The 12,504-nt window shown below is 74.6% G+C and carries 9 protein-coding genes; 4 read left to right on the top strand and 5 right to left on the bottom strand.

Annotated features, from left to right (window positions below):
- Positions 1 to 198: 198 nt before the first annotated feature.
- Positions 199 to 1,215 (top strand): ATP-binding cassette domain-containing protein, encoded by a 1,017-nt coding sequence (locus LG396_RS02405; protein ID WP_225793373.1) that lies wholly within the window; start codon positions 199 to 201, stop codon positions 1,213 to 1,215.
- Entirely contained in the window at positions 1,212 to 2,036 is an 825-nt protein-coding gene (locus tag LG396_RS02410) for an ABC transporter permease (RefSeq protein ID WP_225793374.1), read from the top strand. Before LG396_RS02405 ends, LG396_RS02410 begins: the two co-directional genes overlap by 4 nt.
- Here the strand turns inward: LG396_RS02410 and LG396_RS02415 are convergent.
- The 3 genes from LG396_RS02415 to LG396_RS02425 all read right to left on the bottom strand — a co-directional run bounded on the left by LG396_RS02415 (position 2,033) and on the right by LG396_RS02425 (position 7,960).
- Positions 2,033 to 5,557, bottom strand: coding sequence for an AfsR/SARP family transcriptional regulator (locus tag LG396_RS02415; RefSeq protein WP_225793375.1), 3,525 nt, complete (start codon positions 5,555 to 5,557; stop codon positions 2,033 to 2,035). The genes LG396_RS02410 and LG396_RS02415 overlap by 4 nt on opposite strands.
- 194 nt (positions 5,558 to 5,751) lie before the next feature.
- Positions 5,752 to 6,606 (bottom strand): geranyl diphosphate 2-C-methyltransferase, encoded by an 855-nt coding sequence (locus tag LG396_RS02420; RefSeq protein ID WP_018841325.1) that lies wholly within the window; start codon positions 6,604 to 6,606, stop codon positions 5,752 to 5,754.
- A gap of 169 nt (positions 6,607 to 6,775) precedes the next feature.
- Entirely contained in the window at positions 6,776 to 7,960 is a 1,185-nt protein-coding gene (locus LG396_RS02425) for a family 2 encapsulin nanocompartment cargo protein terpene cyclase (protein ID WP_225793376.1), read from the bottom strand.
- A gap of 223 nt (positions 7,961 to 8,183) precedes the next feature.
- Between LG396_RS02425 and LG396_RS02430 the strand changes: the two genes are divergently transcribed.
- Positions 8,184 to 8,795 carry a TetR/AcrR family transcriptional regulator gene (locus LG396_RS02430; RefSeq protein ID WP_225793377.1) on the top strand — a complete coding sequence of 204 codons (612 nt, stop codon included), beginning with the start codon at positions 8,184 to 8,186 and terminating at the stop codon, positions 8,793 to 8,795.
- Positions 8,796 to 8,945: 150 nt separating this feature from the next.
- Entirely contained in the window at positions 8,946 to 10,475 is a 1,530-nt protein-coding gene (locus LG396_RS02435; protein ID WP_130456360.1) for an MFS transporter, read from the top strand.
- Between the two features lie 78 nt (positions 10,476 to 10,553).
- On the opposite strand, the gene LG396_RS02440 is transcribed toward LG396_RS02435, so the two are convergent.
- Together LG396_RS02440 and LG396_RS02445 are read right to left on the bottom strand one after the other, a co-directional pair.
- The gene (locus tag LG396_RS02440) at positions 10,554 to 11,522 is read right to left on the bottom strand and encodes a zinc-binding dehydrogenase (protein WP_225793378.1); all 969 of its coding nucleotides are present in this window, start codon (positions 11,520 to 11,522) and stop codon (positions 10,554 to 10,556) included.
- A gap of 123 nt (positions 11,523 to 11,645) precedes the next feature.
- Positions 11,646 to 12,488 (bottom strand): inositol monophosphatase family protein, encoded by an 843-nt coding sequence (locus LG396_RS02445; RefSeq protein WP_225793379.1) that lies wholly within the window; start codon positions 12,486 to 12,488, stop codon positions 11,646 to 11,648.
- Positions 12,489 to 12,504 lie beyond the last annotated feature (16 nt).

A 12,504-nucleotide genomic window follows, 5' to 3' on the forward strand; every position in this document is an offset into this window, starting at 1 on the left:
CGGACGCTCAACGAGCCGGTCGGGGCGCCGTCGTGCGGGACGCGTGGGTTGACCCGTACGGCCCTATTCCGCTCTCAGCGAACGCACCTCCTGCAATCCGATAAACCGGACATAACGCTGCCGTGACAGCGTCGTGTGCGCGCCGTGCCAGCGGTCCTCGGCACGCTCCTTCCCGCAGACCGAGAAGGAGACACCCGTATGACCTACGCATTCAGGGCCGAGGGCCTGGTCAAGCGGTTCGGCGCGACGGTCGCGCTGGCCGGCATCGACCTCGCGGCCCGGCAGGGCACCGTCCTCGGCGTCCTCGGCCCCAACGGCGCCGGCAAGACCACGGCCGTACGCATCCTCGCCACCCTCCTCCGCCCGGACGAGGGCACGGCGACCGTCGGCGGCCTCGACGTCGTGCGCGACGCCGGCGAGGTGCGCCGGCTCATCGGGCTCACCGGCCAGTACGCCTCCGTGGACGAGGACCTGACCGGGACGGAGAACCTCGTGCTCATAGGCCGGCTCCTCGACATGCGCACCGCCGCCGCACGGGCGCGCGCCCGCGAGCTGCTCGCGTACTTCGAGCTGGCCGAGGCCGCCGGCCGCCCCGTCAAGACGTACTCCGGCGGCATGCGCCGCCGCCTCGACCTCGCCGCCTCCCTCGTCGGCCGGCCCGACGTCATCTACCTCGACGAGCCGACGACGGGCCTGGACCCGGTGCGCCGCGAGGACGTGTGGGGCATCGTCCGCTCACTCGTCGGGGACGGCGTGACCGTGCTGCTCACCACCCAGTACCTGGAGGAGGCCGACGCGCTCGCCGACGAGATCTCCGTCATCGACCACGGCAGGGTCATCGCCCACGGCACCCCCGCCGAGCTGAAGCAGCGGGTCGGCGGCCGCCACCTCGACCTGCGCCCGCTGGACCCGGCGCGGCTGCTGGACTCTGCCGGGATCCTCGCGGCGGTGGCGGGCACCCAGCCCGAGTCGCCGACGCGCGGCACGCTGACCGTCCCCGTCGAGGACGACGGCATGCTCACGGCGGCCGTACGCCGCCTCGACGAGGCGGGGATCGCGGTCGCCGAGCTGTCGCTGCGGCTGCCCGACCTGGACGACGTGTTCTTCACCCTCACCGGCCACGGCGCCGCCGCCCCGGCCGGTACCGGGGGAGCCGGCGAAGCCCGTACCGCGAGGACCGCGCAGACCGCGCAGACCGAGGAGGCCGTCCGATGACCACCCTCACCGCTCCTCCCGAGCGGACCGCCGTGCCGTCCCGCCGCGAGGGCGCCGCGCGCCCCTTCGCGCTCGTACGGCACAGCGTCGCGCTCGCCGGCCGCAGCCTCACCAAGACGAGGCGCACGCCCGAGCAGCTGATCGACGTGACGCTGCAGCCGATCCTGTTCGTCGTCATGTTCCTCTACCTGCTCGGCGGCGCGGTCGCCGGCTCGACGCAGGAGTACCTGCAGACCCTGCTGCCGGCGCTCATGGTGATGAGCACCGTCTTCGCCTCCGTGCAGACCGGCATCAACCTCAACGACGACATCAAGAAAGGCGTCTTCGACCGCTTCCGGAGCATGCCCATCGCCCGCTCCGCCCCGCTGGTCGGCTCGGTGCTCGGGGACCTGATCCGGTTCGTCCTCCTGATCGTGGTGCAGCTCGGCTTCGGGTACGCGGTGGGCTTCCGGATCGAGACGGATCCGCTGTCGGCGCTGGCGGCCTGCCTGCTGGTGATGTTCTTCGCGTTCTGCCTGACGTGGGTGTTCGTGATGATCGGGATGCTGGCGCGGGAGCCGGGGGCGGTGCAGGGCATCGGCTTCATGGCGATGTTCCCGCTGACCTTCGGGACCAACGTACTGGTGCCCACCGACACCCTCCCCGGCTGGCTGCAGGCGTGGGTCGACGCCAACCCGGTGACGGCGGTGATGGAGACCGCGCGGGGGCTGATGGTCGAGGGCGCGGTGGCGGGGCCGGTGTTGGAGACGGTGCTGTGGAGCGTGGGGGTGCTCGCGGTGTTCTTCCCGCTGGCGGTACGGGCCTACCTGCGGCGCACCTAGGGGGAGTCCGGGTCCTCGGCGGTGGCCGCGGTCCCGGCCACGTACGCGCGGAGCAGTTCGATGGCGTCGCCCTGCTTGAGCGCGGTGCCGCGGGCGCGGGCCGGTTCGAACTCCGCGCCGAGTCCGCGGCGCAGCCGGGCGGCCAGCCCGGCGGCGTCCGGCAGCGCGACGTCGCCGACCCCGCGGACGGCGTCGGCTGCGCCCAGCAGTTCGGCGGCGCGGGCGGCCCCGGCTGTCCGTACGACCGGCTCCGTCCCGCGTCCCCGCCCCTCTTCCTGGCCCGGCTCCTCCTCCTGTCCCGGCTCCGCCGCAAGCGCCGCCACGCCGACCCCGACCATCGCGACCACCGGCATGTCCTTGACCCCGATCGCGATGCCCAGCCCCGTCGCCAGCTCGTCGCGCGCACCGGCCAAGTCGCCCCGCGCGCAGGCCAGCAGCCCTCGCCCGGTCCGTACGATCGCCTCGATCTGCGGCACCGCCACCCCGCCCCGCTGCAGCGTCGCCAGCGCCTCCTCGTACCACCGCGCCGCCTCGTCCCACTCCCCCGCCCAGCGCGCGAGGTCGCCCAGTACGTCGCGGCACAGCGCCGCGACGTGCGAACGCCCGTCGCGTAGCGCCGCGCGCAACACGCGGTGCAACTCCGTGCGCGCCGCCTCCGTACGCCCCTGCGCCGCCTCGAGCTGCGCGAGCCGGGCGCGCAACTGCCCCACGTCGTCCGCGGCGTGCACCTCGCGCATCAGTTCCAGCGCCTCCCCGAAGCCCGACCGCGCGCGCTCCGTGTCCCCCAGCAGCGCCCGGTACTCGGCGAGCTGGTGCAGCGCCATCGCCAGCCCCCACCGGTCGCCGACCTCGCGGAACCCCGCGGCCGCGGCCTCCAGGTCCTCCTCCAGCCCCTGCGCGTACCCCCGGTTCTCCCGGAACGCCGCCCGGATCATCCGCAGCAGTGCCCGCGCCCACGGGTCCGGGTGCCCCAGCCGCTCTTCGATCGCGGCGAGCCCGCGCTCGTCGTCATCCGTGAACACCGCGATGCCCGGCTCCAGCACCGCCAGCATCGGATGCCCGCCCTCGGGGTCGACGCGGGCCACCAGCGCCATCAGCTCCTCGATGGTCTCCGCGGTGGGCTGGGTGTGGCCGGCGGTGGCGGAGTTGATCAGGTGGAAGCCGAGGGCGACCGCCTGCGCTTCGAGCGGGGGGTCGCCGGGGACGCCGAGCGCGAGGCGGAGCCAGTCGGCGGCCTCGCTGTGGTGGCCGAGGATCATCCAGTAGATGCCGAGGGCGGCGACCAGGCGGACGGCCGTGCCGGCGTCCTCGGCGTCGGCGGCGTGCCGCAGGGCCGCGAGGAGGTTGTCGTGTTCGGCGTCGAGCAGGGCGATCCAGCCGAGTTGTTCGCGGGCGCGTACGTGCGGATCCGCGGTCTCGGCCAGGCGGAGGAAGTACGCGGCGTGGGCGGCCTGCACGCGGTCGAGGTCGCCGGCCTCGGCGAGGCGGTCGCGGCCGAACTCGCGGAGGGTTTCCAGCATGCGGTAGCGCGGACCGGCGCTCGGCTCGGTATTCGCGCCCTGCGGTGCTTCGGCGCTCTGCATCTGCAGCAGGGACTTGTCGGCGAGGGCCGCGAGCAGGTCGAGTGCGGTGACGACGTCCATGCCGCACACCCCCGCGACGGACTCGGGCGTCGCACCGCCCGGGAACACCGACAGCCACTCCGCGAGCCGCCGCTCCCTGTCGTCCAGCAGCTCCCAGCTCCAGGCGACGACCGCCTGGAGCGTACGGTGCCGGGGCAGCGCGGTCCGGCTTCCTGTGGTCAGCAGCCGGAACCGGTTGTCCAGTCGGGCGGCGACCTGCTCGACGGGCAGTGACCGCAGCCGGGCGGCGGCCAGCTCGATGGCCAGCGGCAGGCCGTCGAGGCGGCGGCAGATCTCGGCGACGGCGGCGGCGTTGCCGGGGCCGACGGCGAAGTCGGGGCGGGCGGCGCGGGCGCGGTCGGCGAAGAGCCGTACGGCGGGGGCGGCCGTCTCGTCCGGCGCGCCCTGCATGTCCGGGGCATCGTGCGCGTCCGGCGCGGGCAGGCCGAGCGGCGGGACGGGGCACAGGGCCTCGCCGTCGATGCCCAGCGGTTCGCGGCTGGTGGCGAGTACGCGCAGCTCGGGGCAGCGGCGCAGGAGGTGGTCGGCGAGGTGCGCGGCGGCGGAGACGACGTGCTCGCAGTTGTCGAGGACGAGCGTGGTGGGCGCGGCGGAGAGGGTCTCGGTGAGCCGGGTCAGCACGTCGCGCGGGGGCAGGTGGCGGTTGTCGAGCACGGCGGTCTCGCGCTGGCCGAGGGCGCCGAGCACGGCGAACGGGACGTCGTCGCCGCCGGTCACGGGCGCGAGTTCGACGAGCCACACGCCGCCGGGGGAGGCGTCGAGCAGCGCGGCCGCCGCGGTGGTGGCCAGCCGGGTCTTGCCGGCGCCGCCGGGTCCTGTGAGGGTGACGAGCCGCGAGCCGCCGAGCAGCGTGCGCACGCGGCGCAGTTCGCCGTCGCGGCCGACGAAGCTGGTGAGGGCGGCGCGCAGGTTGGTACGGACCGGGGGCGCGGGCTCGTCGGGGGCGGGCGGCACGGCGCCGCCTCCGGCGCCAGGCTCCGTAGGGTGCGGGCCGCCCGCGCGCGTACCGTACGAACCGCCCGCGCCGCCCGGCTGCGTACCGTACGGACCCTGCGGGCCGCCGGTGCCACCCCACCCCGGCACCTCGCCCCTGAGCACCGCCACGTGCAGGTCCCGCAGCCGCTCGGACGGGTCCGTGCCCAGCTCCTCCGCCAGCAGCGCGCGGTACTCCTCGTACGCGCCCAGCGCCTCCGGCTGCCGCCCCGCCGCGCAGAGCGCGCGGATCAGCAGCGCGCGCGGGCGCTCGCGCAGCGGGTGCGCGGTCGTCAGCGCCTCCAGCTCGGGGACCGCGGCACCAGCACGCGCGCCGACGGGACCGCCCTCGGAGAGGCCCGCCTCCGCCAGGCCTCCCTCCGCGAGACCTGCCTCGATGCGGTCCTCGGTGGCCGCCAGCCGCAGCTCCTCCAGCCGGTGGGCGGGCGCCGCCGCGAAGGGCGCGTCCGCCACGTCCGCGAGCGCGGGCCCCCGCCACAGCGCGAGCGCCTCCTCCAGCAGCCGCCGTGCGGCTGCGGCGTCGCCCGCCGCCAGCGCTTCGCGCCCGGCGTGCGCCTGCCGCTCGAAGCGCACGGCGTCCACCGCCTCCGGCGGGAGGGCGAGCCGGTAGCCGGCGGGCCCGTACGCGAGGGCGTCGGCCCGGCCGAGCGCGCGGCGCAGCCGGGAGACGAGCGATTGCAGCGCGTTGCCGGGGTCGGCGGGGGCGGCGTCGCCCCAGAGGTCGTCGGCGAGCAGTGCGGTCCCGACGTACCGGCCGGGGTCGAGCGCGAGCCGTACGAGCAGGGCGCGCAGCCGGCCGCCGGCGATCTCCACCGGCACCCCGCCGACCGCCACCTCCAGCGGGCCCAGCACCCCAATGCGCACGTACGCCAGCCTCTCACGCACGCCGTGAGCGGCCGATCTCCTTTTACCAGCCCCTGACCGCGGGCCTTCCCCGGTCCCGCACCGGGCCGGCGGGCATCAGGCCGCCGGCCCCGGCCCCGGCCCCGGCGCCGGCGCGGACGCGGACACCGGCGCCGGGCCGCCCCGGTGGGTCCCGCCGGCCGCGGGCGCCCACCGGGCGAGCCGGTCGGGTCCGATCAGACCCGATCCGCGGCGATCAGCAGGTACTGGAAGCTCCCGCTGCGGTAGGCCGTGAGGAACGCCTCCTCGATACCCGTGGCAACCGACGACTTGGCCCGCAGCTCCCAGTACGGGATCGTCGCCTCGGTCAGGTCGATGACCGCCGCGGGCACCAGCCGGTTCGCCACCAGCTCTTTGAAGTACGTCGACCGCGGGTGGACGTTGCAGATGTAGTGCGCGTTGATCTGGCTGACGGCGCGGGACGGCAGGCCGTAGGCGTCGTTGTAGCAGCCGGTGATGGTCACGTACCGGCCGCCGCGGGTGAGCAGCCGGGAGTGCTCCTTGAAGAGCTGGGCCAACTCCACGTACATGGTGCTCTCGTTGTTCCAGATGCCGCGGAACGCGCCTGTCTCGAAGCCCGTGTCGAGCATGTTCTTCAGGTGGAACCGCACCGAGCTGCCCAGGCCGCGGCGCTGCACCTGGTCGTTGGCGAAGGAGACCTGCGACTGCGAGATCGAGATGCCGTCGACGCGGCAGCCGAATCGTTCGTGCGCCATGAAGCTCGACCCGCCGCGGCCGGAGCCGGCGTCCAGCAGCCGGGCGGAGGCGTCGGGCTCGCCGAGGTGGTCCAGCAGGAGGGTGGCCTGCGCCGTCTCCAGGCGGTGCATCTCCGCGATGATGCGCGCTTCCCTGGTCTCCTCCGGACCGGTCAGCACGGACTGGTCGACGTCCCCGATGCCGTAGTGGTGGTGGTACGTCCCGCTGACGTCGCCGAGCTTCAGGTTGACCGGGTCCTTCTCCCGGTTCCAGTAGTCGGCGATGGAGTGCTGGTACGGGCTGGTGAGGACGTTCGTGTCGGCGGCAGCCGCCATGGTCGTTCTCCTTCTGAGGGCGTGCTTGAGCGTGCTGAAGCGTGCAAAGGCCGCTGGGGCTGTTCGAGGGGTGGTCAGGGACGTGCCGATGCGGGACGCGTGGGCCCGTCAGGCGGACCTGCGGATGCGTCGGTGGACGGAAGGGGGCGGGCGGGACGGGCCGGGCGGGTCAGGAGGTCTGGTAGCGCGCGCTGGTGGCGTGCCACTCCTTGCAGCCGCCCATCCAGGCCCACACCCCGGCCAGGAACCGGCCGAGGTGCGGTGAGCCGGCGGCGGTCAGCGCCGCGGCCTCCGCCTCGTAGGTGTGCATCAGCTCGTCGTGGATCAGGGCCGTCCGGTCCACGGCCTCCTGGAGGGTGCAGCCTTCTTCGGCAGCGATCAGATTGGGCAGGTTGGTGTCCGTGGGGTCTTCCTTTCCCATCGAGTACAGGTCGTTGAGGAGCACGCTGGCGGTGCCGGCGTAGAGGTACGTGCGGCGGACCCGGGCGTCGGCGAACTCGTCGGGCGGCAGCTCGTACCCGCTGACGGGGTCCACGAGGACCATGCAGGGGAAGAAGGCGTTCTCGTAGCGGTGGAGCAAGTACTCCCACACCGCGGGGGTGCGCGCCGAGGAGCGCCACTCGGCCTCCTGGCCGTACCCGACGAACATGACCGCCAACTCGTGCCGCAGCCGGGCGACCTGGGTGGGGCTCGCGTACCGCGAGAGGTGCGCGAGGGCGGAGCGGAACGCGCGCAGCACCGGCTCGCGCTGGACGGTCTCCTCGAACTGCGGCATGTAGCGCGCGGGAAGCCGCACGGGGTCGATGACCGCGTGCGCCAGCGCCATCCGCTCGCCGAGCAGGGCGGGGTCCGGGTCCTCGCCCTCGTCCACCCAGTGGTCGTCGACGGACCACTCGGACAGGCCGCACTTGGCGGCGGCGAGCAGCCGGTCGGGGTCGTCGCAGTCGGGGTGGGCGAGCATGAAGAGGCTGCCGAACTGGTGGGAGCGCAGCCGCTCGATGCGGCCGGTGAAGATGCCGATCTCCTCGGCCCACTCGACCAGCCGCTCGTTGACCTCCTCGCCGAGCGCGGGGTCGTTGCGGAGGGCTTCGGGGCAGTACAGCGGCGGGATGCGCAGGCCGCCGCGCTCCGTGCCGCCGTCGGGCGGGGGCGCGGAGCCGGCGTCGGGGCCGGTGCCGGTGCCGTTCTCGGACGCCGGTTCCGGGGCCGGCTCCGTAGGGGCGGAGGGCTCCGCCCCGGGCGGCGGGACGAGGTGCGGTACGAACCGGGCCAGCGGGTGCGCGGCGGCGATGCCGAGGCCGGTGGGGCCGGGGGGCAGGAGGGCGCGGAGTGCTTCGGCGGGTGCTCCGGTCATGCGCGGCACCCGGCCTCCGCGGAGGCCGGCGAGGAGATCGTCATACTTCGACGCTAGGCATCTGCGCCGAGTGCGGCAATCGCTCGAAAGAGTATGCATAAAAGGGGGATTGGCAGGGTGGAGGTGGCTCCGTGAAGTCGCCGGGTGAAACGGTTGCGTTTCACTCGACCGCGATCTAGCGTGGGCGGTACGAAACCGTCTCGTACGGATAGGATCGCCCGTCATGCCCGGCAGACCCGTCGGCCAGACCTCCGACACCCGGATCCGCCGCCCCCGCATGACCCCCGAGCGCGAGCGCGAGCTGCTCGAAGCCGCGCTGGGCGTGCTCCGCGAGTCGGGGTACGAGGCGCTGTCGATGGACCTCGTCGCGACCCGCGCGCGGTGCAGCAAGGCGACCCTGTACCGGCAGTGGCACAGCAAGGCGGAGATGGTCGTGGCCGCGATGGTCGCGAACCGGCCGGTGGACCCGGGCGCCGTCGACACCGGCTCGCTCCGCGGCGATCTGATCAGCCTCGTCGAGGAGCTGTCCACCACCGCGGAGAAGGACACCGCGCTGATCGCCGCGATACACCACGCCGCGCTCACCGACGGCGACCTGGCCGCGACGCTGCACACCTCCCTCGCGGACTACGAGTTGACGCACCTGTCCGGGCTGCTGGACCGCGCCGTGGAGCGCGGCGAGCTGCAAGGGCAGCCGGGCGCCGCCGAGTTCCTGCCGCAGCTGCTGTTCGGCGCGGTCGTCATACGCCCGCTGATCGACGGGGCGTTCGCCGACTCCGCGTACCTCGCCCGGTTCGTCGACCTGGTGGTCCTGCCGGCGCTGCGCCACTCCTGACCCGTACGTCCCCCGCCGTCCCGCAGGCAGCGGTACGCCGCCCTGCCGGCCGGTGCCGCCTCGGTCCGTAACCGACGCATACCCCTACCCCGTAGCCGTACGCACCGAGTCCGGCCCTCCGAGCATCCGACCCCCCACACGGAGCCCGCCATGTCCCGTACCCGCGCCGAAGCCGGCAGCGGTCCCCCCGACGACCCCGGTCCGTCCGGCGCCGCCGACTCGTCCCACGACGAGCGCAGCCACCGCCACCGGTGGCTGATCCTCGGCGTCCTCGGCCTCGCCCAGCTGATGGTCGTGCTCGACGTGACCATCGTGAACATCGCCCTGCCGTCCGCCCAGGCCGACCTCGGCTTCACCAACGGCGACCGGCAGTGGGTCGTCACCGCGTACTCGCTGGCCTTCGGCAGCCTCCTGCTCCTCGGCGGCCGCATCGCCGACCTCGTCGGCCGCAAGGTCACCTTCCTCATCGGCCTCGTCGGCTTCGCCGCCGCGTCCGCCGTGGCCGGCGCCTCCGTGAACTTCGACATGCTCATCAGCGCGCGCGCCTTCCAGGGCGCCTTCGGCGCGCTCCTCGCGCCGTCAGCGCTGTCGCTGCTGACGACGACGTTCACCGACCCGGGCGAGCGGGCCAAGGCGTTCAGCGTCTACGGCGCCGTGTCCGGTGCGGGCGGCGCCATCGGCCTGCTGCTGGGCGGCGTGCTCACCGAGTACCTGGACTGGCGCTGGACGCTGTACGTGAACGTGGTCCTCACCGTCGTCGCCTTCAGCTTCGCCTCCGCGCTGCTGACCCACACCGCACGCGACCGGAGCGTCCGGCTCGACGTGCCCGGCACGGCCCTGGTCACCGCCGGGCTGTTCTGCGTCGTCTACGGCTTCTCCAACGCCGAGCACCAGGACTGGGGCGCGCCCGCCACCTGGGGGCTGCTGATCCTGGGCGCCGTGCTGCTGGCCGCATTCGCCTGGTGGTCGACGCGCAGCCCGCATCCCCTGCTGCCGATGCGCATCGTCACCGACCGGAACCGCGGGGCGTCCTTCCTCGGCATGCTGATCTCCGCCGGCGGGATGTTCGGCGTCTTCCTGTTCCTCACGTACTACCTGCAGACGGGCCTGGACTACACGCCGATCGACTCCGGCGTCGCCTTTCTGCCGATGGTCGGCGGCCTGGTGATCGCCGCGACGCTCGCCACCAACGTCCTCGTACCGAACATCGGGCCGCGGCTGGTGGTGCCGGCGGGCATGGCGATCGCGACCGTCGGCATGGTGTGGATGACGACGCTGGACCTGAGCAGTTCGTACGCGGCGCACATCCTGCCGATGACCGTGATCGTCGGCTTCGGCCTCGGGCTCGTCGTGGCGACGGCGATGAGCCTGGGCACGCTGGGCGTCTCGGTGCACGACGCGGGCGTCGCCTCCGCGACGGTCAACGCCATGCAGCAGGTCGGCGGCTCCATCGGCATCGCCCTGCTCAACACCATCTCCGCGAGCGCCGCCACCGACTACATCTCGGGGCGCAACCCCAAGGACCCGGCGGTGCGGGCGCAGGCGGCGCTGGAGAGCTACCACACCGCGTTCTGGTGGTCGGCGGGCTTCTTCGCCGTCGGCGCCCTGGTGACCGTCTTCCTGTACCGGTCCGGCGCACCACGGGAGCTGAAGGGCGGTGCACCCACGATCCACATGTGAGTTCCGCGAACCCCCGGTCCACGCGTCAACGCCCCGCGCGCACACCTGCACGCGCGGGGGTTGCCGCTCCCCCACAGCTCACACGACGAGCAGGGACTTGCCCACGGTGGCCCGGCGGGCGAGCGAGGCGTGCGCCTCCTCGGCGCGCTCCAGCGGGTACGTCGCGCCGATCACGGGCCCGATGCGGCTCGCGGCAGCGAGGTCAAGGGCCTCGACGAGCGCGGCCTGCGAGACGGACGCGGGGGGCGGGCCGCCCGCCAGCAGGTTGAACACCCGCACCTCGCGCTCCTGCGCCTCGCCAGGGTCGATCTCGGCGAAGCCTCCGTCGGACGTCCCGTACGTCACGAACCTGCCGCCCCTCGCCACCGTCCGGAACACCGCCCGGCCCAGCTCGCCCCCGGCGCCGTCGAAGGCCAGGTCGACGCCGTCCCCGCCGGCGGCCTCGCGGACCCGGTCCTGCCAGCCGTCCTCGGAGTAGTCGACGGTGTGCTCCGCGCCCAGCTTGCGGGCGAGCGCGAGCTTGCGCTCGCCCCGCGCCGCCGCGACGACGCGCGCCCCCGCGTCACGCGCCAGTTGCAGCACCAGCGACCCGGCCCCGCCCGCCGCCGCGGCGACCAGCACTGTCTCGCCCTCGCGCGGCCGCCCCTCGCGAGCGAGACGCACCGCGGTGGTGCCGTCGTGCAGCAGGGCCGCCGCCTCGGACAGGCCGAGCGCGTCGGGGACGGCGGCGATCTCCGCCGCCTCGGCGACGACCCGCTCCGCGTACCCGGCGGACGCCGGGGCGACCACGCGCCGCCCGACCCACGCCGCGTCGACCCCCTCGCCGACGGCCAGCACGGTCCCCGCGCCGCCGTGGCCCGGCACGTACGGCGGCCGCAGCGGGAAGATCTCGCCGCCCCAGCCGCTGCGCAGCAGGGTGTCCAGGTAGATGACGTCGGCCACCTCCAGCCCCACAAGGACCTGGCCCGCCCCGGCCACCGGCTCGGGCACCTCCGCCGGCACCAGCACCTCGGGCCCGCCGAACTCCTGTACCTCGATCGCACGCACCGCGACCACGCTCCCGTCTTGATCGACTCGACGCGGCCAAACGTAGAAGTTCAACGGAGGTTCAGGTCAAGCAACGGCCGGCGGCCCGGCCGACCAGCCGGCCTCATCACCCCGCCGGCCCCGTCACCCCCGCCGCCCGCGTGCGACCAGCTCCACCAGCGCGGCGTGCGTGTCGCCGTCGGCCGCCGCGATCAGCCCGCCCGCGCTGTCGTCCAGCGGCCGGCCGTCGATGCCGGTGACGACGCACCCCGCCGCCCCGCACAGCGCGATACCGGCGGCGAAGTGCACGCTGGCGCGCAGGTCGCCGCCGTCGGTGACGTACGCCGCGCGGCGGCCCGCGGCGACCCAGGCCAGCGCGAGCGTGGTCGACAGCACCCGCGGCCGGAAACGCGGCGCGAACCCGGGGGCGGCCGGCAGGCCGGCGGCGTCGTAGGCGGGGTGGTGGGGGAACGGCGGGTCGAGGTTGACGTCGACCAGGCCGGTCCCGGGAGCCGGCGCCGCTTCCTCGTCGGCGCCGTCGCGGCGCAGTACGGCCCGTACGCCGTCGGTCCAGAACACCTCGCCCGCGAACGGGTCCACCACCGCCGCCGCGGTCGTCGCGTCCCCGGTCCGCAGGGCGACGTTCACGGCGGTCAGCGCGGTGCGGGCGGCGTAGTTCAGCGTGCCGCACAGCGGGTCGACCAGCCACCTGCGGCGCGCCCCCGCCGTGCCGCCCGCGCCGCTCTCCTCGGCGGTCACGGCGTCGCCGGGGCGGGCGGCGCGGAGCACGGCGAGGACGGCGCGTTCGGCCTCGACGTCCGCGGTCGTGGCGAAGTCGCCCGCGGACTTCTCGTACCGCCGCAGCGACGTGCCGTACAGCTCGCGGAGCACCGCCGCGCCCGCGAGGGCCGCCGTCACGGCCAGTTGCGCGTCGCTCCAGGCGGCCGCGTCCCCCGCCGGGCGCGCCCGGTCCAGTCGATCGTCCATGCGGCCAGCCTCCCCC

It is taken from the genome of Streptomyces aculeolatus (genome assembly GCF_020400605.1).
GTDB lineage: Bacteria > Actinomycetota > Actinomycetes > Streptomycetales > Streptomycetaceae > Streptomyces > Streptomyces aculeolatus.

What these genes read in the sequence shown, in the direction of transcription:
- LG396_RS02405 (WP_225793373.1), top strand. Translation starts at nt 199, where the DNA reads ATGACCTACGCATTCAGGGCCGAGGGCCTGGTCAAGCGGTTCGGCGCG.
- LG396_RS02410 (WP_225793374.1), top strand. Translation starts at nt 1,212, where the DNA reads ATGACCACCCTCACCGCTCCTCCCGAGCGGACCGCCGTGCCGTCCCGC.
- LG396_RS02420 (WP_018841325.1), bottom strand. Translation starts at nt 6,606, where the DNA reads ATGGCGGCTGCCGCCGACACGAACGTCCTCACCAGCCCGTACCAGCAC.
- LG396_RS02425 (WP_225793376.1), bottom strand. Translation starts at nt 7,960, where the DNA reads ATGACCGGAGCACCCGCCGAAGCACTCCGCGCCCTCCTGCCCCCCGGC.
- LG396_RS02430 (WP_225793377.1), top strand. Translation starts at nt 8,184, where the DNA reads ATGCCCGGCAGACCCGTCGGCCAGACCTCCGACACCCGGATCCGCCGC.
- LG396_RS02435 (WP_130456360.1), top strand. Translation starts at nt 8,946, where the DNA reads ATGTCCCGTACCCGCGCCGAAGCCGGCAGCGGTCCCCCCGACGACCCC.
- LG396_RS02445 (WP_225793379.1), bottom strand. Translation starts at nt 12,488, where the DNA reads ATGGACGATCGACTGGACCGGGCGCGCCCGGCGGGGGACGCGGCCGCC.